19 protein-coding genes and 2 pseudogenes are annotated in these 20,730 nt (G+C 62.2%); 5 read left to right on the top strand and 16 right to left on the bottom strand.

Annotated features, from left to right (window positions below; translation table 11 throughout):
* Window positions 1-173: 173 nt before the first annotated feature.
* The 8 genes and pseudogenes from MU516_RS09870 to MU516_RS09835 all read right to left on the bottom strand — a co-directional run.
* Window positions 174-579, bottom strand: a pseudogene (locus tag MU516_RS09870) (integrase core domain-containing protein); the annotation flags it as partial.
* A gap of 303 nt (window positions 580-882) precedes the next feature.
* Entirely contained in the window at window positions 883-1,905 is a 1,023-nt protein-coding gene (locus tag MU516_RS09865) for a YeiH family protein (protein ID WP_260277062.1), read from the bottom strand.
* 8 nt (window positions 1,906-1,913) lie between these two features.
* On the bottom strand, window positions 1,914-2,999 hold the full coding sequence (locus MU516_RS09860) for an Ldh family oxidoreductase (RefSeq protein WP_260277061.1): 1,086 nt from the start codon (window positions 2,997-2,999) through the stop codon (window positions 1,914-1,916).
* Window positions 3,000-3,002: 3 nt separating this feature from the next.
* Window positions 3,003-3,935, bottom strand: coding sequence for a hydroxyacid dehydrogenase (locus MU516_RS09855; RefSeq protein ID WP_260277060.1), 933 nt, complete (start codon window positions 3,933-3,935; stop codon window positions 3,003-3,005).
* A 20-nt stretch (window positions 3,936-3,955) separates the two neighbouring features.
* Window positions 3,956-5,926, bottom strand: a complete 1,971-nt coding sequence (locus MU516_RS09850) for a tripartite tricarboxylate transporter permease (protein WP_260277059.1) — start codon at window positions 5,924-5,926, stop codon at window positions 3,956-3,958.
* Between the two features lie 76 nt (window positions 5,927-6,002).
* Window positions 6,003-6,962, bottom strand: a complete 960-nt coding sequence (locus MU516_RS09845) for a tripartite tricarboxylate transporter substrate binding protein (protein ID WP_260277058.1) — start codon at window positions 6,960-6,962, stop codon at window positions 6,003-6,005.
* Between the two features lie 108 nt (window positions 6,963-7,070).
* Window positions 7,071-8,252: a UxaA family hydrolase gene (locus MU516_RS09840; RefSeq protein WP_260277057.1), complete on the bottom strand. Its 1,182-nt coding sequence runs from the start codon at window positions 8,250-8,252 to the stop codon at window positions 7,071-7,073.
* Between the two features lie 2 nt (window positions 8,253-8,254).
* Window positions 8,255-8,542, bottom strand: coding sequence for a UxaA family hydrolase (locus tag MU516_RS09835; protein WP_260277056.1), 288 nt, complete (start codon window positions 8,540-8,542; stop codon window positions 8,255-8,257).
* A gap of 108 nt (window positions 8,543-8,650) precedes the next feature.
* Between MU516_RS09835 and MU516_RS09830 the strand changes: the two genes are divergently transcribed.
* Window positions 8,651-9,391 carry a GntR family transcriptional regulator gene (locus MU516_RS09830; RefSeq protein ID WP_260277055.1) on the top strand — a complete coding sequence of 247 codons (741 nt, stop codon included), beginning with the start codon at window positions 8,651-8,653 and terminating at the stop codon, window positions 9,389-9,391.
* Here MU516_RS09830 and MU516_RS09825 read toward each other — a convergent pair.
* The 7 genes from MU516_RS09825 to MU516_RS09795 form a co-directional block, all read right to left on the bottom strand.
* The gene (locus MU516_RS09825; protein WP_260277054.1) at window positions 9,388-10,383 is read right to left on the bottom strand and encodes a zinc-dependent alcohol dehydrogenase; all 996 of its coding nucleotides are present in this window, start codon (window positions 10,381-10,383) and stop codon (window positions 9,388-9,390) included. The genes MU516_RS09830 and MU516_RS09825 overlap by 4 nt on opposite strands.
* On the bottom strand, window positions 10,380-11,117 hold the full coding sequence (locus tag MU516_RS09820) for an SDR family NAD(P)-dependent oxidoreductase (protein WP_260277053.1): 738 nt from the start codon (window positions 11,115-11,117) through the stop codon (window positions 10,380-10,382). Before MU516_RS09820 ends, MU516_RS09825 begins: the two co-directional genes overlap by 4 nt.
* Complete coding sequence (hisD, locus tag MU516_RS09815) at window positions 11,114-12,430, bottom strand: histidinol dehydrogenase (protein WP_260277052.1); 1,317 nt, start codon at window positions 12,428-12,430, stop codon at window positions 11,114-11,116. Before hisD ends, MU516_RS09820 begins: the two co-directional genes overlap by 4 nt.
* Before the next feature lie 10 nt (window positions 12,431-12,440).
* Window positions 12,441-13,772 carry a TRAP transporter large permease gene (locus MU516_RS09810; protein ID WP_260277051.1) on the bottom strand — a complete coding sequence of 444 codons (1,332 nt, stop codon included), beginning with the start codon at window positions 13,770-13,772 and terminating at the stop codon, window positions 12,441-12,443.
* Between the two features lie 9 nt (window positions 13,773-13,781).
* Window positions 13,782-14,288: a TRAP transporter small permease gene (locus tag MU516_RS09805; protein WP_260277050.1), complete on the bottom strand. Its 507-nt coding sequence runs from the start codon at window positions 14,286-14,288 to the stop codon at window positions 13,782-13,784.
* 89 nt (window positions 14,289-14,377) lie between these two features.
* Complete coding sequence (locus tag MU516_RS09800) at window positions 14,378-15,532, bottom strand: TRAP transporter substrate-binding protein (RefSeq protein WP_260277049.1); 1,155 nt, start codon at window positions 15,530-15,532, stop codon at window positions 14,378-14,380.
* A 27-nt stretch (window positions 15,533-15,559) separates the two neighbouring features.
* Complete coding sequence (locus MU516_RS09795) at window positions 15,560-15,754, bottom strand: hypothetical protein (RefSeq protein ID WP_260277048.1); 195 nt, start codon at window positions 15,752-15,754, stop codon at window positions 15,560-15,562.
* A 110-nt stretch (window positions 15,755-15,864) separates the two neighbouring features.
* Here MU516_RS09795 and MU516_RS09790 point away from each other — a divergent pair, with 110 nt between their 5' ends.
* Window positions 15,865-16,911 carry a LacI family DNA-binding transcriptional regulator gene (locus tag MU516_RS09790; protein WP_260277047.1) on the top strand — a complete coding sequence of 349 codons (1,047 nt, stop codon included), beginning with the start codon at window positions 15,865-15,867 and terminating at the stop codon, window positions 16,909-16,911.
* Between the two features lie 39 nt (window positions 16,912-16,950).
* Here MU516_RS09790 and MU516_RS09785 read toward each other — a convergent pair.
* Window positions 16,951-17,127, bottom strand: a pseudogene (locus tag MU516_RS09785) (helix-turn-helix domain-containing protein); the annotation flags it as partial.
* Window positions 17,128-17,295: 168 nt separating this feature from the next.
* Between MU516_RS09785 and MU516_RS09780 the strand changes: the two are divergent.
* From MU516_RS09780 to MU516_RS09770, 3 genes are read left to right on the top strand one after another with little or no spacing between them, the layout of a single operon-like run.
* Entirely contained in the window at window positions 17,296-18,759 is a 1,464-nt protein-coding gene (locus tag MU516_RS09780; protein WP_260277046.1) for a glycosyltransferase family 2 protein, read from the top strand.
* Window positions 18,756-19,670: a glycosyltransferase family 2 protein gene (locus MU516_RS09775; protein WP_260277045.1), complete on the top strand. Its 915-nt coding sequence runs from the start codon at window positions 18,756-18,758 to the stop codon at window positions 19,668-19,670. Before MU516_RS09780 ends, MU516_RS09775 begins: the two co-directional genes overlap by 4 nt.
* Window positions 19,670-20,713, top strand: coding sequence for a glycosyltransferase (locus tag MU516_RS09770; protein ID WP_260277044.1), 1,044 nt, complete (start codon window positions 19,670-19,672; stop codon window positions 20,711-20,713). Before MU516_RS09775 ends, MU516_RS09770 begins: the two co-directional genes overlap by 1 nt.
* Window positions 20,714-20,730 lie beyond the last annotated feature (17 nt).

The raw sequence follows: 20,730 nt of genomic DNA, 5'->3' as shown, positions 1-20,730 counted from the left end.
GCCCCCAATTTTTCGAATTGGATTGGGGGTGGTGTTCCCCTTGAAAGTGGGTGCGGTTGGTCGTTTTGATGGTGGTGCTAACCCAACCACAAAACGAGATGTCCATCGTCAGAGTTTTTCGGACTTTTCGGGCCGTTTTGTAACGGCGGCTCTGGTTCGGTTTCTGTTCAAGTTTAGGCGGCAGCGGCTTGGTGCTGCAAGAGGCTGTGCCTGATTGTCTGCTTCTTGATCTCCTCTCTCGTTTTCAGGACTTTCGCGCTGCGGCCGTGATAGATGTCGGCGGGTGTCAGGTTCGTCAGGCTCTCATGATAGCGGCGGTTGTTGTCATGATCGACGAAGGCGCCGATCTGCCGTTCCAGGTCGCCGGGTAGGACGTAGTTTTTCCAGCAGAATGCGGTTCTTCATGGTCTGGTGCCAACGCTCGATCTTGCCGTGAGTCTATGGATGGTTCGGGGCGCCACGAACATGGCCCATGCCCTTGTCTTCAAGATCGTCGGCCAGATCGGAAGCAACGTAAGACGAGCCGTGATCACTGAGCAGCCTGGGCTTGTGCATGACCGTGGCCTGATCGCAGCCCGAGCCACCCGTCATTTCCATCGAATGGCCCTGGATTGCCTGTGCTAGGGTTCATCCCGATTAATTTCAGAGCCAGAAGATGATGATTGCGGCGAGAACGATTGTCACCGCACCGCTCATAGCGGGTAGCTATGCCGCGCCAGTCCTTCAGGCGGCCGAACCCCAGACGCTGATCGGCGCAGTCTTCGCAGCAGACACGGCGCGGAGATGACCGGCCCCATTTTCTGCACGATTCGTCTGGATGGCTGAGATCCCTGAATCCGTCGTTCGATGAGGCGCCAGATCCTTTTCTGATCATGCCCAATCTCATCTGAACAAATGCACACCCGCAACAACGAAGATGCCGAGAACGGCCGTCTCTACAATGATCAAAGCAATCGCGGTAGCACCTACATCCAGCATTCGCAAAAGCGATGTCTTGATCCCGACGGCCGCGATGGCGATCAGAAGCGCCCAACGACTGATGGTGCCAAAGAGGTCCGAGACCGAAGGCGGTATGACGCCCACCGTATTCAGCCCGGCAAGGAACAGGAATCCCACCACGAACAACGGCAGCAAGGGCGGGCGCTTGCCACCTTCGGCCCGATCTTCCAGCCCCCCGAGACGCATCGACAATGAAAAGATCAGCACCACGGGCGCCAGCATCGACACGCGGATCAGCTTGACCAATGTCGCCGTTTCGCCGACCTCGGGGCTGATGGAAAAGCCAGCACCCACGACCTGCGCCACGTCATGGATCGTCCCGCCCAGAAACACGCCGGATTCCAGCGCGTCGAAGTGGAACCAGCTGGCCAGCAAGGGATAGGCAATCATCGCAACGGTCGAAAGCAGCGTCACCGAAAGAACGGTGAAGGCGAGGTTGCGTTCGGATTTGTCGGTCTTGGGCAGCACAGCCGCGATCGCCATGGCGGCCGAAGCACCGCAGATCGCGACCGACCCACCAGTCAGCAGCGCAAGGCGCCAACCGCGACCAAATAGCCGCGCAGCCCACAGCGCGAACAGGATTGTGAAGATGACGCCGCCGATCACGATGCCAATCATCGCCGGACCCAATTCCGACAGCATCTGTGCCGATATCCGCGCCCCCAACAGCGCGACACCGATGCGCAGGATCGATTTGGCGGCGTATTCGACGCCCTGGACGGTGCGCGTGCCCTGTTCGGCCAGAAAATTCAGCGACAGCCCCAGCAGTAGCGCCATCAGCATGGCAGGGGCTCCGTAATGTTCCGACAGGAACATCGCGGTTACCGCGACCAGGACAGAGACCGCGACACCGGGCATCAAGGCCCGCACCCGTTCCAAGATCGCATTGGGCGTATGAGTCTTCATCGCAAGGCTCATGTGCCGGCCGGTGCCGTCGCGCCGACTGCGGCGATCTGGGCAAGAAGATCGTCATCGACCTCGATCCCGTCCCGGGCAATCTGACGGGCCAGTTCGTGCCGCCGCGCACCGGGCAGACGTGCGCCGGGATCCTCTTCGACGGCGCGCGCCAGATCGTCAAATCGCGACAGGGCGTGCGACCTTGCCTGACTTGAATCCTGTCCATCGACGTCGCCGACGATTCCGGCCAGATGGTCGGCGACGTCCTGCGCGAAGCCGTTGGGATCGATCGCAAGGATCAACTGCCCCACGCCCGGCGCCGGGCCATCAGCGGTAAAGAAGGACGAAGCTTCGTGCGCGAAATTCGCGCCGACCAGCCCTGCGGCCAGAAGTTCCACCATCAATGCCAGCGCGGTACCCTTGGCATCGCCCATCGGCAGCATGGTTCCGGCCATCGCCGCACGGGCATCGGTTGTCGGCTGACCGTCAGCGTCAAGCGCCCATCCCTCCGGGATCGGCTGTCCCTTCTGATCGGCCGCCATGATTTTCCCCCGCGCCACCTTCGACAGCGAGATGTCGACCACAATAGCGGGTTTTCCACCCGGACGCGGCGCCGCGAAGGCGATGGGATCGGTGCCAAACAACGGCCTGCGGCCGCCCCACGGCGCCATGGCGGCAGGTGTATTGGCAAACATCATCGCCACCAGCCCGGCATCTGCAAGCCGGCGGACCGTCACGCCAGCGACGCCGCAGTGATGCGATCTGGTGATCCCTGCGACGGCAATTCCCTGATGGCGTGCCGCGGTCGTCAGCCATTCGACCGCCAGATCCACGGCGGGATAAGCAAAACCATTCCGGGCATCAACAGTCAGGGCGCCCGGACGTCCCTGATGCCGCGCGGGATTGGCATGGCCATCGACCTTGCCGCTATACGCCTGCGCGGCATAGGCGGGAACGCGGCGCAATCCGTGTCCCGACTGTCCGGATTCCTCGGCCGCAACCAGTGCCCGGGCGACGGACTGCGCGTTGCCCGGCGACGTCCGACAGCGGATCAACGTCTGGACGACAAGATCATGGGCTTGCGACAGGGTCAGATTTGCCATGGATCAGGTCCTTTCCTTCAGATGATCCAACACCTTGTCTGCGATCAAATTGCTGACGCGCACATTGGATTCCTCGGTCACGCCGGCGACATGGGGGGTCAGGATCAGGTTGCCTATTCCAGCGAAAGCAGAGCCCTGTTCCGCGCTCAGAGGCTCGGATTCGAACACATCCAGCGCCGCACCCGCCAATTTGCCGTCGCGAAGCACCTGGGCAAGGGCTGCTTCATCAACAACGCCGCCGCGCGCCGCGTTGATCAGGACCGATTGCGGCCGCATCTTGCCAAGTGACGCCCGGTCGATCACGTGCCAAGTCTGCGGCGTCAGTGGAACATGCAGGCTGAGCACATCGGCCCCCGCCAGCATTTGATCGAACCCGACGCTGCGCGCACCCTGCCACGCAGGATCATTCCCGGGCAGATGCGGATCATGCGCGATGACCGACATTCCCAGCGCCTTGGCGCGACTGGCGACCTGGCGCGCTATCGCGCCGTAGCCCAGCAACCCCATTACCCGGCCCGACATCTCGCGCCCGATCAGCGATTGCCGCGGCCATTCGCCCGCCGCCACGCGAGTGCTGGCCAGATAGGCCCCGCGCAGCAGCATCATCGCGGATGTGATCACGTACTCCGCAACCGCCAGATCGTTGGCACCGGTGGCGGGCCAGACCGTGATGCCGCGTTCCTTGCACGCCTGCAGATCGATATTGTCCAGCCCGACGCCCAGACGCCCGATCGCGCGCAGCCCCTTGGCCGCGTCCAGCAATGCGGCATCGACGCGGGTCCGGTTGCGCACGATCAGCACCTCGGCCCCGTCAACGGCGCGGCGCAGATCGTCAGGCCTGTCGACCAGATCCGCCTGATAGGTGGTCTCGGCAGCCGAGGTCAGGCGCGACACAGCATCCGTATCCATGAATTCGGAAATCACAATGCGTGACATCTTCTTCCTTTCGTCACTTGTCAGGGAAGCAGGCCGATGGGCATCGGGATGTTCAAAACCCGAACCATCAGCAGATAAAACGCGCTGACCATCATCAGAACGCCCAGGCCGTAAATCACCATTTGCCGCGTCGTCAGTCGGCCGAACTGGCCCGTCATGGTCAGGATCACGCAGGCCAGCAGCGAGGTCGTGAACATGCCCAGCACCGGGAACAGAAGCGCCCACAAAAGCATGGTCATCGCCAGCACAGCGCCACGCCCCGTGGCGTCGTCCGACGCGCCTTCCGGGTCCGTCGTGACGCGTCCACGCCATGACCGCAGGATCTGCAACAGCGACAGCATCGCCATCGCCGCACCGACTGCCAGCGGGAAGGCCGCAGCCATCGTGCTGAGCGTTCGGGCCTGAAGCAGGATCCAGGCTGCCAGCAGCAGAAAGACCACAGCACCGACAAGCCCTGGCATATCGGGCCGATGACCGACCCGCACCGTCGCAGCCTGCACCGGTTGTGCCTGACGCCTCATGCGCAACAATGGCAGGCACAGCGTCAGCAGGATCAGTGCGACGATGCCCCAGCTGATCGGACGATTCAGCAGCAACTGGCCCATGAAATCGCCTCTTGCGCCGCCGATCATCCAGGCTCGCATGAAGCCCTGTTCCGCGATCTGTCCCAGCACCAGCCCCAGTACGATGGGCGAGGCACCGTAGCCGCCGCGAGCCGCGATCCAGCCGATCAGCCCCGTCACCACCATGACCAGCACGTCGTGAGGGTTCGAATGGATCGCGAAACTGCCCACCACCGTCATGTAGGCGATCAAAGGCACCAGCATCGCCTTGGGAACATTGGCGATAAAGCGGAACGCATAGCGCCCGACGATCAACCCGATCGGCAACATCAGCAGCGTCGCGATCAGCAGACCCAGCATGAAGATATAGACGGTGCCATCGCCCGACTGAAACAGCGCTGGCCCCGTGCGGATGCCTTGCACCATCAGCGCGCCCATGATCACCGCGTCGGGCGGCGTGCCCGGAATGCCCAGCACCAGCGTGGGAATGAACCCGCCGCCTACGGTGGCGTTGTTGGCGCTTTCGGTCGCCAGCAGGCCCGACGGCTCTCCCTTGCCGAAGTTCTCGGATCGGGGCGAGGCGCGGCGTGCCTCGGCATAGGATATCAGCGACGCGATCGAGCCGCCCGCCCCCGGCAAAATACCGACCAGCGTGCCGATGATTGACGAGCGCAGCAGATTGATCCAGTCGCGAAGCGCAATTCCAAGTGCCTCGAAAAACCGAAACCCGCGCGCCGGCGCGGGTTCCAGATGCTGCCCGGCCGAAGCGACCATGTTGATGAGGACCGGAATGCAATAAAGACCGATCAGCGCGGCCACGATGTCGATTCCGCCCAGCATCGAGGGCATGCCGGCGGTGAAGCGCACATCGCCACCGATCACGGCAACACCGATCATCGACAGGAACAGCCCGAACATGCCGCCGATCATGCCCTTGACCACATTGCCTTGCGACAACGTGGCGATCAGCGTCAGCCCCAGGATCGCCAGCCAAAAATACTCGGTCGATTGAAACGCCAGGGCAAGCGTGGCAAGTTTCGGGGACAGCGTCATCAGCAAGATCGCCCCGACCAGCCCACCGACCACGCTGGCGATCGTGGCAAGCGTCACGGCAAGATCCCCGTCGCCTCGTTTCGCCATCGGGAACCCGTCAAACGTGGTTGCGATGGCAGACGGCGTGCCCGGCGTGTTGACCAGAATGGCGGCGAAGGCACCGCCATAGATCGCGCCCGTATAGATCGCCCCCAGCATGATCAGCCCCGAGGCCGGGTCCATCACGAAGGTGAACGGCACCAGAACCGCGATGGCCATGGTGGCGGAAAGCCCCGGCAGCGCCCCGATGACGGTGCCTGCCAGAACGCCCAACAGCGCCAGCATGACATTCATGGGACTCAGGGCGGTCAGAAAGATGCTGAGCGGATCAGCCATAAGATCCCTCCCGGAAAAACCGAAGAAACGCGCCTCGGACGCGGCAGGAATATCTCCGCCGCGTCGCCGGTCCTGATCAGTTCTGAGAGTTCAGCTGTTCAGCCACCTTCTCATAGGCGGCCTTTCGGTCGGCCATGAACGCCGCCATCTCCTGATAGGGCACGTCGATCATCGCATATCCGTCAGCCTCCATCCGCTTGCGGAATTCGGGGTCGGCGTTGATCTTGCCGATCGTGTCGGACAGCTGCTGGCGCAGTTCTTCCGGGGTCGAGGACGGGACCGCAATCCCGCGATACGCGCCACCGACCATATCGATTCCCAGTTCCTTGAATGTCGGGACATCCGGAAACAGCGGATGACGTTCATCGGTTGCAACTGCCAGCATCCGCACAGAATCGGCCTGACGCGCGGCCACGGTGGTGTAGCCCCACAACACGTCGACCTCGCCGCCCAGAAGGCCGGATTCGGTGGCGCCGGTGCCACTGTAAGGAATATAGGTCGTCTCAGCCCCGGTTTCGTTCGTGAAGACCTGATTGGCGACGTGATTGGCCGAGTTGGTGCCAGTCCCGCCCGCAATCACCGATCCGGGGTTCTGGGTCGCGGCCTCGATCACATCTTGCACACTTTGGAACGGGCTGTCCTTCTGCACCAGAAGCGCATCCGGGGTGAAATGGAACATGTAGACATTGGTGATGTCGTCGGTCTGATAGCCCGGATCCTGCAACAGCGGCTGCAGAACGATATGGGGCAGATTCGTGCCCATGATCGTCATCCCGTCCCCGTTATAGCCGTTCAGCCCGGACCACGCCTGTGCCCCCCCTGCCCCCGGCAGGTATTGCACGATCAGATCCTGACCGGTCGCTTCCTTGAAATAAGGTTGCTGATAGCGCGCGGTGATGTCGCTTTCTCCGCCCGCGTTGAAGGGGATGATATAGTTCACCGCCCCGTCGGGCCACGCGAACGCCGTCGAGGCCGATATCGCAAGCATCGTCGCAGCCGCGCCGATCAGATTCCCGAACTTCGTAGTTTCAAGCATGTCATTCCTCCCATTTTCGTTTGACGCTCTCGCGCATCGGAGCGCGGAAGCGGATCGCGCAAAAATCCGCCGGCCCCCTCCCCAAAGGGCCGGCGGTGCGCGGCGCGATCAGGCGCTGCGATACAGTTTGGTCATCGAGAATTCGCGATGCCCCAGCGCCTCGGCTGCGGTGGCGCGGCCATTGGCGGTGCGGATGATCATGTCGATCAGCGCATCGCCCGCCTCGTCAATGGTCTGTTCACGGGTCAGCACGCCGGTGACATCCACGTCGATATGTTCCGACATCGTGCGCAGGGTACGCGGGTTGCCCGAGATCTTGATGACCGGTACGATCGGGTTGCCGACCACATTGCCCTGCCCCGTCGGGAAGGTGTGGATGACATAGCCCCCTGCCGCCATCAGCGTGACGCATTCCGCCGCCGCCGAGGAACTGTCCATGAAATACAGCCCCGGCCCCTTGGACGGTGTTTCGGCCGGACCCATGGCATCGATATAAGTCGATGTCTTGCCAATCTTTTCCAGGTTGCCAAGAGCCTTTTCCTCGATCGTGGTCAGACCGCCCAGGATGTTGCCCTTGGTGGGCTGACTGTCCGACAGATCCGAGGTCTTGTGCGCCTCGATCACGTCATCCGTATAGGCCTGCCAGATCTGCTTGAACTTGGCCGCCGCCTCGGGGGTTGCCGCACGCTTTTCACAGATGTGCTCGGCCCCGGTGATTTCCGACGTTTCGCCAAAGCAGCCGTAAAGCCCGTGGGGCAGCAGCTTGTCATACATGTTTCCGACGGTCGGACAGGACGACAGTCCGGTAGTGGTGTCGCTTTCACCGCATTTGGTCGAGACCCAAAGTTCGGAAATCGGGCAGTCTTCCTTTTGCAGTTCGGTCGCCCAGTGCATGTATTCCTTGGCTTTCCAGCTGGCCTGACGGATCGTCTCGAAATCGCCCTTCTGTTCGATCGAGAAGCCGGTCACCGGTTTGCCGGTCTTGGCGATGCCGTCCACGATCACCTTTGTCCATTCGGGCTCGATCCCGATCACGATCACGGCGGCGACGTTGGGGTTCGCGCCGGTGCCGATGATGGTGCGGAAATGCAGTTCCAGATCTTCACCGAACTGCAGGCGACCATAAGCATGCGGAATCGCCAGCGTACCCTTGACGTTGTTGGACACGGCCTCGCAGGCGGCGTTCGAGATATCGTCAACCGGCAGGATCAGGACGTGGTTGCGGACACCCACGCGGCCATTTTCGCGGCGCCATGCCTTGACGGTCGTGTTGCTGAAATCCAATGCCATTCTTACCACCGTTTCGTCTTGCAGTTTTGGGTATGGACGTGACCGCCCACCTCGGCGTCACCGACCATCTTGCCGATGTCTTCGCCGTACTTGACGACCGTGTCGCCAGCCTTCAGCGGCTTCAGCGCGACCTTGTGCCCGATGGGGATATCGGCCTTTGCGGTCAGGCGAAAATCCGAGTTGTCAGCCGTGACAACGCACAGCATGTCGGTGCCAGCGCTGAGGTTTTCGACGACGACGACGCCGACGTTATCCTCGTGATCGTGGACCAGAAGTTGCGGAATGCTCAAAGGATCCTCCCTTACATGATGGCATGAATTCCTCGAGTCGGCTTCTAACATGTATAACAAGTCTTATACAAGACTTTATGTATATGTATTGCGCACGAAGGATTTCGCATGGTATTCACAGGGAAACGACAGCATTGGACGTCATGGATGGGTCAGCCGCTTTATCAGAAGGTCATCGACACGATCGTCGCGCGAATCGCCGCAGGCGAATTGCTTCCTGGCGGGATGCTGCCCAGCGAAACGCAACTTGCCGCGGAGGTCGGCGTCTCTCAGGGCACCGCGCGAAAGGCGCTGATGATGCTGGAACAGCATGGCATCCTGCGCCGTGAACAGGGGCGCGGCACATTCGTCACGGCACGGACACCCGATAGTTCGTTGTTCAACTTCTTTCGGCTTCGCGACCATGACGGCGCGGTCATCCGACCCGAGCTGGTCGACGAAAAGGTGGTACAGCGCGCGGCCACCGCGGAAGAACAGTCACTGCTGTTTGACAAGCCCGATCGGGTCTATGAGATCAGCCGGATCCGCTGTCTTGAAGGGATCAACAGCACCGTCGAGACCTCGGTCGTTCCGGCGGCGCTGTTTGCGGGGATAGAAAATCGCGCACCGCTGCCCAGCGCGTTGTATATCCTGTATCAGCAGAACTATGGCTGCATCGTGCTGAAAGCAGATGAATGCATCGTCGCAACCGCTGCGACGCCATCGCAGGCCAAGGCCCTGAACATCTGCGAGGGCGCCCCGCTGTTGCAGGTCGAACGCCTTGCCTTCGATATTCTGGGCCGCCCGATCGAGCGGCGCCGCAGCCTGTATCGCACGGATCGTTTCAGCTATCGGGTCACACTGGACTAAGCTTGCGGCAGCAGCGTGACCTTCGGCGCAGCAACCCTGCCGTCGGCAATGGACTGAAACGCATCCGCGCCGTCCGACAAAAGCGCGGTTTCGGTCCAGTCCAGCGCGCCAAGACGACCGTCAAAGATCGCCTGTGCCGTGTCGCGGAAATCCTGGGCTGTGTAGGTATAGGTGCCGATGAAGGTAAGTTCCTGCAATGTAGCGCGTCGTATATCGAGCCCCGGTGCCGTATCGCCAAGACCGATATGCATGAACACGCCGCCTGGTCGCAGGGCCTGACTGCCCGCTGCGCGGGTCGCACCGAAACCGACACCATCGATGACCAGATCCACGCCCTGCGGAGACGTATCGCCGATCGGGTCGAAGACCGCGATCCCGTCCTGTGCACCGACGATCGCGCGACGCGCGGCAGAGGTTTCGGCGACGAAAATCTGTCCGGCACCCATGGCCCGCAGGACCAGCGCCGCCCCCAGCCCGATGGCGCCGCCACCCATGACGAGGCAGCGTGCCGAAGGCAACGGCACGTCCAGCGCCTTCTGCGCCAGACGCGCAGCATGCCAACCGCAAGCCAGCGGCTCGGCCAGCGAGGCGACGGCAAGCGAGACGTGATCAGGCACCGCGATCAGATTCCGTTCGGGCATGGTCAGAAATTCTGCGAAGGCGCCCTCGCGAGGCGGCATCGAGATGATCTGCCGAGTCGCGCATAGGTTGTCCCGTCCGCCTTTGCAGGCTTTACATTCGCCGCAGGTCACCAGCGGGTTAACGGTTACGCGCCGCCCCTTCATCGGTCCGTCAATGACAGTGCCCGCCGCCTCGTGCCCGAGGATCAGAGGCGCGGGGCGCCGGTCGTCATGACCCGCCCACGCATGCATGTCGGATCCGCAAATTCCCACAGCCTCGACCCGGATCAGGGCCTCGCATGCCTTCGGCCGCGGTTCGGGACGGTCGATGAATTGCAGCTGCTTCACGCCGGTATAGACAAGCGCCTTCATTTCGCGGTGAATCCTCCATCGACGTAAAGCACTTGCCCGGTGACGTATTCCGACGCGGACGAACACAGAAACAGCGCCGGGCCGATGATGTCTTCCAGCCGACCGTTGCGTCCCATGCATGTCTGCGCGGCATTGCGGGCGGACAGCTCGGCATTGCTAAAGACGGGGCCGGTCAACTCGGTCGGGAAAAAGCCAGGTGCCAGGGCATTGACTGTGATGCCGTCGCGGGACCAGGCCTCGGCCATGGCGCGGGTCAACTGGCTGATGCCACCCTTCGACGCGCCATAGGCGATCCCGCCGTGAAACGCCCGCTGACTTTGCAGCGACGCGAAATTGACGATCCTTCCCCAACCTTTTTCACGCATCGCGGGTACCATCGCCTGCGCCAGAAAGAACGGCACGGACAGGTTCAGATCCAGCGTCGTCAACCAGCCATCCATGGTGACCTGATCGGCGGGCTGGCGCGTGTTCACGCCTGCCGCATTGATCAGAATATCGGGTGGCCCAAAGACCTCTGAAACCTCGGCCGCAATATCGGGGGACGCTTTCAGGTCCGAGAGATCGGCCGAGATCGCAACCGAAGCCCTGCCGTCGCACCAATCGGCCTTCCGGCGCGATACGCTGACGACCCTTGCGCCACCCGCGGCCAACGCCTGCGCGATGGTGCGACCCAGACCGGAGCTGGCCCCGGTGACGCACGCTATGCGGCCTTCGACTGATAGCGATGGCGTCACGCTGGCACCTCTTGCGCGGTCAGATCGAACTGCTCATCTGGAAAGTACTTGGCCAGCCGGATATCGGCGGTGCGGGCATGACCTTCCATCCCCTCAAGACGGGAAATGCGGGCAGTCGCTTCGGCGATTGGCTTGGCACCTTCGCGGGTGGCGCGCTGCCAGGTGACCAGTTTCATGTATTTGTGGACCGAAAGGCCGCCTGTGTAGCGCGCCGCGCCCGAGGTCGGCAGAACATGGTTGGTGCCCGACGCCTTGTCGCCAAAGGCAACCGTCGTTTCCTCGCCCAAGAACAGGCTGCCATAGCAGGAGAGGCGGTTCAGCCACCAATCCAGATCCTGCGCCTGCACGGTCAGGTGTTCGGGCGCATAGCGATCCGAGGTCGCGGCCATTTCCTCGCGCGTATCGCAAACGACAACCTCAGCGTAGTCACGCCACGCATCGGCGGCGTTCTTGCCGTTCAGTTCAGGCAGCGTCGCGATCAGCTCCGGCACGCGGGACAGGACCTTTTCCGCCAAGGCGCGATCATCCGTCACCAGCCAGACGGGCGAGTTGTAGCCATGCTCAGCCTGACCAACCAGATCCCAGGCGACGATTTCGGGATCGGCTGTCCTGTCCGCCAGGATGAGGCTGTCGGTCGGACCCGCGAACATGTCGATACCTACCCGGCCGAACAGCAGGCGCTTGGCCTCGGCCACGAACTGGTTGCCGGGGCCGACCAGGATATCGGCCTGCGGCAATCCGAACAGGCCAAAGGCCATGGCTGCGATACCCTGAACACCCCCCAGCGCAAGGATCTGATCGGCGCCGCACAGATCGGCGGTGTAAACGATGGCCGGGTTCAGGCCGACCCCGGGACGCGGGGGCGAGCAGACCGAGATGTGCCCGCAGCCCGCGACCTTGGCCGTCGTCACCGTCATCAGCGCCGAGGCGACATGGCTGTATCGCCCGCCCGGCGCATAGCAACCAGCGGCATTGCAGGGAATTGCCTTCTGACCAAGGATCAGACCCGGCTGAATCTCGGTCTGGAAGTCTCGGATTGTCTCCTTCTGCGCTTCGGCAAAGCGGCGCACATTGTCATGGGCGAAGCGGATATCGTCCTTCAACTGCTGGCTCAGTCGTGCCGAGGCCGCCTCGATCTCGTCACGGGTCAGGACGATATTGCCGCCATAGCGGTCGAACTTGTCGGCATATTTGCGCGCGGCCTCTTCGCCGCCGTGTTCAATCTCGGTCAGGATATTCTGGACGGTTTCGCGCGTTTCGCCGGCATCGCTCGTGGATTGCCGAGCAGCCTTCTTCAGATAGGTGACTGACATATTGGCCCTCTTACTTCAGGTTATCGGGAAGCATCAGCGTCGAGACGACCGGCAGATAGGCGATCAGCAGCACGACGATCAGCATGCAAAGGACGAAGGGAACGGCGCGCGCCGAAATCTTCAGGATGGATTCTCCGGTCAGGCCGCCGACGACAAACAGGTTCAGCCCCAGTGGTGGCGTGATGAACCCAACCCCCAGCGCGGTGATCATCATCACGCAGAACTGGATGTCGTTCATGCCGATACTGTCAGCCAAGGGCTTAAGCAGAGGAGCAAGGATGACGATGTTGGGGGTGGTTTCCATGACGCAGCCCGCCAGGATCAGGATCGCGATCATGCACAGGATCATCACCCAGGGCTCGCTGCTGAGCGACGTCATCGTGTAGACGAAGCCCTGCGGCACACCCATCGCCGACAGCGCCTGCGACAGCGGCAGCGACATCGCGATAATCGGCACGATCACCCCGTTCACCTTGGCCGAGCTGACCATCATCGACGGAAAATCCGACAATTTCAGCGTACCAAGGATGAAGCCTAGGATAATTGTTATGGTGACGGCCGTGGCACCGGCCTCGGTCGGGGTCAGGCGACCGCTGAAAATGCCCCAGAATATGACGCCGGGAACGATGAAGGCATACCATCCATGCGCAATGGTGCGGCCCAGATTGGTCAGCCACTCGCCGAAGGTAAGGGCATTTCCCTTTTCATAGGCGTGGCGACGATTGACGATAGTGTTCGTTACCAGGATCGAGGCAAGGATGATGATGCCGGGGATCAAAGCCGCCTTGAACAACGTCGAGGCCGAAATTCCCAGGACCAGCCCGATCACGATATAGGCGATCGAGGGCGGGATCAGGATGCCCGTGCAAGCCCCTGCCGCCACAAGCGCGCAGGCATATGGACGGGGATATCCGCTTTCGACGAGACGGTTGATGGTCATCCGACCGACCGCAGCGGCGCCCGCTGCATCCGACCCCGAAATGGCCGAGAACATGCCGCAGACCAGCACCGTCGCCGAACCGAAGCCACCGCGCGTCCAGTTGGTCAGCGCTTCGGCCACGTCCAGAAACTTTCGGCTAAGCCCGGTGCGGACAAGCACGTCCCCGGTCAGGATAAATAGCGGGATGGCCGTCAGGGCGAAATGATCGATGCCCGAAAACAGACCCTCTCCCACAAGCGACAAGGGCAGCACCTGCGAGGTCAGAAGCAGCAGCACGGCAGCCGAGCCGATCGCGACCCAGACCGGCACCGCCAGCGCGACCAGCAGCACGAACACCAGAACGGGCAGGTAAAAGGTCCAATCCAGCGCGACCGCGCCCTGTTCCATTTGTTGCCAAAGCATATCGGAACCTCACTCGAACAGACGTTCGCCTTCATAGACGGGATTGCCCTCGCGCAGATCGCGCAGGTCCCGGCCAAGGCATTGAAGAAGACGGAAGATCATCAGCGAGAACCCGATCGGCACCGCCATCAGGAACCATACCATCGAGACCCGCAATCCGTGGCTGACCGAACCGAATTTCCACGACACTTCGACTGTTTCGATGGCCAGCCACAGCGCCAGAAGCGCCAGCGCCAAGGTTACCAGATCGCCGAAGATAAAGATCAGCGCCCGACCGCGCGGCGGCAGATAGTTCAGGATCACGTCGATGCGGATATGCGCGCGTTCGCGGATCGCTGCCGCCGCGCCGATCCAGCACAGATAGATAAAGCTGTAGCGGACGATCTCTTCGCCCCAGATCGAGGAATAGGCGAACACTTCGCGGCGGATGACCTCTATGGTCATGGTAGCGACCAGCATCAGGTAGAAGATCAGCAGCGCCCATCGCTCGATGTTCTTGTCCAGAAGTCGAAACATAGATCTCCTCCGTTCGCCCACGGGGCGGTCGATTCCGAAGTTTCGTTTGGCGAAGCGAAGGCCGCGCGGTTCAGCGCGGCCCGTGTCGATCACATGTCGTGGACAAAGGCGCGACCGTCCGACGACGCCGCTTCGGCGAACTGCTCGAACTCGGCCGTCGAACCGGCGAGATGGGTCTTCATCTCGTCCCATTCCGCGCGCTGATATCCGCCTGCCTCTTGCCACTGCGCCAACTGATCTTCGTTCAGTGTGTGGAACTGGACGCCGCTTTTGCTCAGTTCGGCCATGGCATAACCGCGAGCAGCAGGAACCTTCGCAAGGTTCTGATCCGCCGTCACCTGCGCCGCGAAATCGACCGCCTCGCGCAGGTCATCGGGCAGGCCCTGATACCATTCCAGATTGCATGAATAGACCTGCGCATCCGGGACCGCCTGCGTGAAGGTCACATGGCTCAGCATATCCTTGAAGCCAAAGACGTACAGTGCGCCCGGTGCCGGATCCAAGGCATCGGCGACACCCTGCTGGATGGCTGAAGGCGTCTCGCCCCAGGCAATCGGTGTCGGGTTGGCACCAACCATGCGATAATACATCTGCATGATTTCCGAGCCCGGTACCCGGAACTTGATTCCGCGCATGTCTTCAGGGGTCAGGACGGGCTTGTCGATGCTGCTGCGCAAGGCGACACAACGCGGATCAATGCACGCGTAGAACAAGGGCTTGAACCCCCTCGCCTCGACCTGCGGATGAACCGTGTCTATCCATTTGTCCGACCGCACAAGATTCGTGAAGCGCTGATTGGTCCCACAAAGGTATGGAAGGTTGATCAGATCGACGACTGGCGCGTAGGGCGCGAAGTTCGCGATCGAATGCTGGGCGGCCTGAATCGTGCCGGATTGCACCTTCTGAACCAATTCGTTGGCCGATCCCAGCTGACCTGCCGGTGCAAGTTTGACATAGATCCTACCGTCGCTGAGGTTCTGGATATTCTCCTTCATATCCAGCTGCATGATCGGATAGCTGCGATCGGCAAACATGGTGTAGGCCGTCGCCAACGTCATGACGTGCTCGGCCGCCTGCTCACGGTCGCGCTCTTCGTTGGCGGTCTGGGCGCTAGCCTCGTCAGACCACAGCGTCCCCGCCGCCGAGGCAACGACGGCGGCCGTAAAGCCACCCGCGCCGCTCAGCTTCAGAAAATTGCGGCGCGACGCCAGTCGCTTCCACGTGCTTTCATTCTCATTGAACATTGTTCCGCCTCCTCCCGTTGGAACCAGTCATTTCGCTGTTTTTGCTCTTGCTTCGCTTAGCAGCGTGCCAATTCCGAACGCAGTGGCGGACGCCGCCAGCAACAGCATTTCCGCATCATTCTCGAAGAATGCGGACCCATTTCTTCCAAGAAACAGATTGGCAATGAAGCCCGCGAACAACAGCGCGGACAGACCATATGCAGGCTTTGCAGTCATGCTCATCGACACCTCCCCTTGTGTTCGAATCGCCTTGGCTAACGCCTGTGTAAGCGCTTACATGTTGCAATGCAAGCGCTTACTTTCGATATTGTCAGGATGAAGGAACCTGGCACATGAAATCTGATACCGAGGCGAAGAACCGCCCCTACCGGCTCCCTACAATCGAGGATGTCGCTCGGCTGGCCGGCGTATCGACGGCGACCGTTTCGCGCAGTCTCAACACACCCGACCGGGTTCGCGAAGAAACACGCAATGCGGTCGAGGTCGCGGTCAAGGCCTTGGGATATACACCAAATTTCGGCGGCCAAGTGCTGGCGTCTCGACGGACGAATACCATCGGGGCGATCATTCCCACCATGGGAAACGCCATATTCGCGACGGCTTTGCAGGCCCTGCAGGAAACGCTTGCCTTACGCAAGGTGACACTGCTCGTTGCAACCTCGCAATACGCCCCCGAGCAGGAACAGGTTCAACTGCGGACGATGCTCGCGCGTGGCGTTGACGGCATCGCCCTGATCGGGACCGAGCGCTCTGCGGAAGCCTATGACATTCTGACTGCGCGTCAGGTACCTTTTGCACTTCTTTGGTCGATCCCGGACGAACTTCCCTACCTGACAATCGGTTTCGACAACACGCGTGCGGCCGCCGAGGTCGCCCGACGCGTCCTGGAGTTCGGACACAGACGCATCGGAGTGATTTCCGGCATGACCGATGGGAACGACCGCGCAACTGCGCGACTTCGCGGGATCACCTCAACGCTTGAAGCGGCGGGGGTGGTGCTTGGACCAGAAGACGTCATTCGATGCCACTATACGCTGGAAGATGGCGAAGCCGCCGCAAGGCGGCTATTGTCTGGCGCGGACCGTCCGACCGCGTTGATATGCGGCAATGACGTCTTGGCGGCCGGGGCTATGCGCGGCGCGCGACACCTGGGCCTCAACATTCCGGCCGATCTGTCGGTGACAGGTTTCGACGATATCGACCTCGCCACGGCTGTATCTCCTGCATTGACCACCGTCCGGGTTCCGCACAAGCGCATGGGCGCGTCCGCCGGCGAACGGTTGTTGGAGTGGATAGACAGTGGGCATCAGCCACAATCCCTGTCCTACTCAGCCGAATTCGTCTTTCGCGATTCGCTTGCGCCTCCTTCCAGTGGATAAGCCTTATGGAGAGCGTTTAGCTCATCTCCTTAGCCTTTAGCGCGAAGACGATCGGGCATTGGAATGCTGGATCTGCTTTCGCGCAACCAGGCCAGCTTTGCCATGCTCCGCATAGGCTTTACGCCAACGGCAGAAGCTGGACCGACCTATCCCGAAATAGCGGCAAGTCCTCGCGACGTGACCGATCTCCTCCGCATGTCGCAGTATGCGCAGTCGCGCTTCCGCGCGCCCAGTAAGATCCGCGTCCCGGTGCGCGCCGGATGCCCACCCGCACCACGCCGCAGACACACCCTAACAAATGTTGTTGGAACACGGCTCTGCCTGCGGTGTTGAATTGTCGGATCGCACGATGTCCCGTGCCGATGCACTCAGGAGAATTCTGCAATGGTCAGGGTAGACGGCCGAGGCGTGTTCCTCGGCTTGACGGCGCTTGCCTGCCTGGCACCCCGCGCGGCGCTGGGAGTCGTGGCCCTGGCGACTGCCGTGCAGGCCATGCTGGGGATGCTGAACCTGCTCGCCGGGATCGCGCGGCCGCGTCTGCATACGGCCGACCGCAGGGCCTCGGATCAGCCGCCGATGTTCTCGGTGCACGTCGCCACGCACGAGGAGCCGCCGCAGATGGTCATCGCCACCTTGCGGGCCTTGGCTCGACAGGTCGGTGCGCCGGACTACGAGGTCATCCTGCTGGACAACAACACCAAAGATCTTTCGCTCTGGCTGCCCGTGCAGCGGACCTGCCGCGATCTTGGCCCCAGATTCCGTTTCTTTCACGTGGAGGGCGTGACGGGTGCCAAGGCGGGCGCGCTGAATATTGCGCTGCGCCACACGGACAGGGCGGCAACTCATGTGGTCGTCGTTGATGCCGACTATTGCGTGGCACCGGCGTTCCTGGCAACCGCGGCCGCCGAACTGGCGTGCCGAGACGACGACTTCATCCAGTTCCCGCAGGCTTACCGCAACGTCTCGGGTGCAGCGGCCGGACTCTCGTTGGAACTGGCGGACTACTTTCTGCGTCATGCGCGCCAGGCGGACAGCGCGAAGGCCATGCTGCTGACGGGAACATTGAGCGTGATCCGGCGCTCCGCGCTGGAAGCGGCCGGCGGATGGAGCGCGCGCACGATCACCGAGGATGCAGAACTGGCGCTGCGACTGCTGCAGCAGGGGTTTCAGGGCCGGTTCGTCGACCGCATCGTCGGCAGGGGTATCCTGCCGATCGATTTCACCGGACTCGCGCTTCAGCGTTATCGCTGGACCGCGGGGAACGCGGACATGCTCCGGCAGGGGTTCAAGGGGATGTCTGCGCGCACCGCGATCCAGGTTTTCGCTCAGCTGACGGCCTGGGCCAACATGGCGCTGCCGCTCACGGCGGGACTTACCGGGGGCACCTGCGCCCTGCTGTTGGGTGACGACAGCGGTCAAGCTGCACGGCTGTGCGCGCTCTCGGGCTTCGGATTGCTGCTGGTGGTGCTTTCGGTCTGCCTGCCGATGGTGATCAGTACGATTGTCCGCGGCAGGCCCGCGCTGCCGGTGATCCTCGCCGCGCTCGCCGTGCGGATCGCGATGATCGTACCCTCGGCAATGGCAAGCATCGACGCCATCTTGGGTCGCTCGGGAACCTTCAGGCGCACTGCAAAGGACGCCGGTGAGGCTTCCGAACGCATCGGTTGGCTGTTTCCTGCTCTTACCGCTGCAGGTCTCGCGATTCTCTGGAGCTGGTCCTTCCTGCCTTGGTTGGGTTTGGCAGGTGCGGTTGTCCTGATGCTGCCGCATCCATTCGCTCGTCGCACCTGCACCAGCCTCGCCGCATACCGCGGTTCCCTTAGCTCGGAAAAGGACGTCCGGACATGATCCCTAGCGTCACCATCGTCATCCCCACGTACAACCGGGCCAGTGTCCTGGCTCAGGCGATCGACGCCGCGCTTGGGCAATCCCATCCAGGGATCACGGTGATGGTCATCGACGACGGATCGACCGACAAGACCGGCGAAATCCTGAAAAGGTATGCGGGCAACCAGCGACTCGTCGGCATCACCCTGGCGGAAAACGTCGGCACCGCGCGGGCAAAGAACCTGGGCATCGCGTTATCGGCATCTGACGCCGTAACCTTCCACGATTCTGACGATATTCCGCATCGCGACAAGGTCATGCGGCAGGCGCGGGTGATGGGCAATGAGGCCATCGGCGCTCATCCTTGCCTCAACTGGCGCCTTGCGGGCCGCGAGCCCAACACGACGATACAGATCGGTGCGGTCCTGACCCACCACGAGCTGATCCTGCCGAACGGCGAACGCGCCGAGATCCGTCGCACGCTCAGCCTTGTCGACGACTTCTTCCCGAACCTGCAGATGGCGGCGGGCGTTCCCGGCGACTGGACACATATCAATTCCGGTTTGTTCCATCACTCGGTCTTCCAGCGTCTCGGCGGGTTCTCGGATTGCATCGAGGAGGACAGGGAGTTCCGCAACCGGTTGATCATGGCCGGCGAGGTGCTTTGGGTCATTCCGGAAATCCTGCTCACCAAGATCGAATCCCCGGACGGGCTGACCCAGCAATCGGCGACCGATTACGACAGCGCGCGGCGTCAGGCGGATCGGCAGCGAGTCTGGGATGCGGTGGGCCACTGGTTCCGCACCCGTGAGGTGACGCCGATCCCGATCGATCTTACGGGGGTCCGCGTCGCCGCATGCAGCAATCCCGGCCTCTGCGACCCCGCGGCGACAGGTCGGCTGTGCGGGCGCATGACCGAGAAGTTCGCGTGATGGCCGGCGTCGCCTTCCTTGATGCCATGGCCCCGCGCGCCTACAGCGGAGCGCCGGGCGATCTTGCCGGTCTCGGCGGGACCGAGGCGACGCTTGTGCGCATCTGCGAGGGTCTCGCGGTGGATCGGCCGGTAACCGTCCACCAGGCCGCCCGGGCGACTGGCCCGGTCCAGGTGAAGGGCGTGTGCTATTCCGGATGGGATGTCAGCTGCCCGCTGGAAGCGCGGCCTGACGTGATCGTGGTCGTCAACTCCTGGAAGATCGCCGCGAAGCTCGCCCGACAGCATCCCGGCGCCCGGGTCATCGTCTGGCAGCATGTGTTTCCGGGACGCCACAACCGCGTGTATGCAGCCGGCCTGCGCGCCGCTGGTATCGAGGTGATCTGTGTCTCTGCGGCGCATGCCCGCTGGCTGCGCGGTTTCGCGGGGCGGGACCTGGCCAGCATCTCGCACATACCCAACCCGATTGCCGATGACATGGCACCCGACGGTACCGCGCGCGACCCGGATCTGCTTCTCTACGCAAGCTCGCCTCACAAGGGGCTGGCCCAGGTCTTTCAACGGTTCGAGGTGCTTCGGTCACGAATTCCGACCGTGCGACTGGCCGTCGCCGATCCCGGATATCTGGCATGGCCGACCGGCCGGATACCGGATGGTGTCCTGTCCTACGGAAGGTTGTCCCAAGCCGACCTTCACCTCCAGATGCGACATGCGCTTTGCCTGTTCTATCCGCAGGACCAGTTCGCCGAGACATTTGGTCTTGTCATCGCCGAGGCCAACGCGCTGGGTTGCCCGGCCCTTCTGCAACGGGGACTGGGCGCGAATGACGAGGTCGCCTCGGACCCATCGCAGTGCATCGACACCACCGATTCCGACGCCATCGCACTGCGCGTCCGACAGTGGCGCGCTTCACCCCCCGGAGCACCCCTCGCGGCCGCGCAGCCCGATTTCCGCCTGTCGCGGGTCGTTGCGCGTTGGCGCGCAAAGCTGGCGCGCGCGGCGGCGAAGGAAGACGAGCGGATGCTCGAAACCCAATCCCTCTGACCAAGGAAAGGCTCTGA

Origin of the sequence: Paracoccus maritimus, from assembly GCF_025195095.1 — a bacterium.
GTDB lineage: Bacteria > Pseudomonadota > Alphaproteobacteria > Rhodobacterales > Rhodobacteraceae > Paracoccus > Paracoccus maritimus.
Note: the sequence above shows the minus strand (reverse complement) of the source record. Positions and strands in the feature narration are given on the sequence as shown.

Coding starts and splice junctions, on each gene's coding strand:
- MU516_RS09855 (WP_260277060.1), bottom strand. CDS start 3,935: ATGTCACGCATTGTGATTTCCGAATTCATGGATACGGATGCTGTGTCG.
- MU516_RS09845 (WP_260277058.1), bottom strand. CDS start 6,962: ATGCTTGAAACTACGAAGTTCGGGAATCTGATCGGCGCGGCTGCGACG.
- MU516_RS09805 (WP_260277050.1), bottom strand. CDS start 14,288: ATGTTTCGACTTCTGGACAAGAACATCGAGCGATGGGCGCTGCTGATC.
- MU516_RS09790 (WP_260277047.1), top strand. CDS start 15,865: ATGAAATCTGATACCGAGGCGAAGAACCGCCCCTACCGGCTCCCTACA.
- MU516_RS09825 (WP_260277054.1), bottom strand. CDS start 10,383: ATGAAGGCGCTTGTCTATACCGGCGTGAAGCAGCTGCAATTCATCGAC.
- MU516_RS09800 (WP_260277049.1), bottom strand. CDS start 15,532: ATGTTCAATGAGAATGAAAGCACGTGGAAGCGACTGGCGTCGCGCCGC.
- MU516_RS09830 (WP_260277055.1), top strand. CDS start 8,651: ATGGTATTCACAGGGAAACGACAGCATTGGACGTCATGGATGGGTCAG.
- MU516_RS09795 (WP_260277048.1), bottom strand. CDS start 15,754: ATGAGCATGACTGCAAAGCCTGCATATGGTCTGTCCGCGCTGTTGTTC.
- MU516_RS09850 (WP_260277059.1), bottom strand. CDS start 5,926: ATGGCTGATCCGCTCAGCATCTTTCTGACCGCCCTGAGTCCCATGAAT.
- MU516_RS09770 (WP_260277044.1), top strand. CDS start 19,670: ATGGCCGGCGTCGCCTTCCTTGATGCCATGGCCCCGCGCGCCTACAGC.
- MU516_RS09840 (WP_260277057.1), bottom strand. CDS start 8,252: ATGGCATTGGATTTCAGCAACACGACCGTCAAGGCATGGCGCCGCGAA.
- hisD (WP_260277052.1), bottom strand. CDS start 12,430: ATGTCAGTCACCTATCTGAAGAAGGCTGCTCGGCAATCCACGAGCGAT.
- MU516_RS09865 (WP_260277062.1), bottom strand. CDS start 1,905: ATGAAGACTCATACGCCCAATGCGATCTTGGAACGGGTGCGGGCCTTG.
- MU516_RS09860 (WP_260277061.1), bottom strand. CDS start 2,999: ATGGCAAATCTGACCCTGTCGCAAGCCCATGATCTTGTCGTCCAGACG.
- MU516_RS09810 (WP_260277051.1), bottom strand. CDS start 13,772: ATGCTTTGGCAACAAATGGAACAGGGCGCGGTCGCGCTGGATTGGACC.
- MU516_RS09780 (WP_260277046.1), top strand. CDS start 17,296: ATGGTCAGGGTAGACGGCCGAGGCGTGTTCCTCGGCTTGACGGCGCTT.
- MU516_RS09775 (WP_260277045.1), top strand. CDS start 18,756: ATGATCCCTAGCGTCACCATCGTCATCCCCACGTACAACCGGGCCAGT.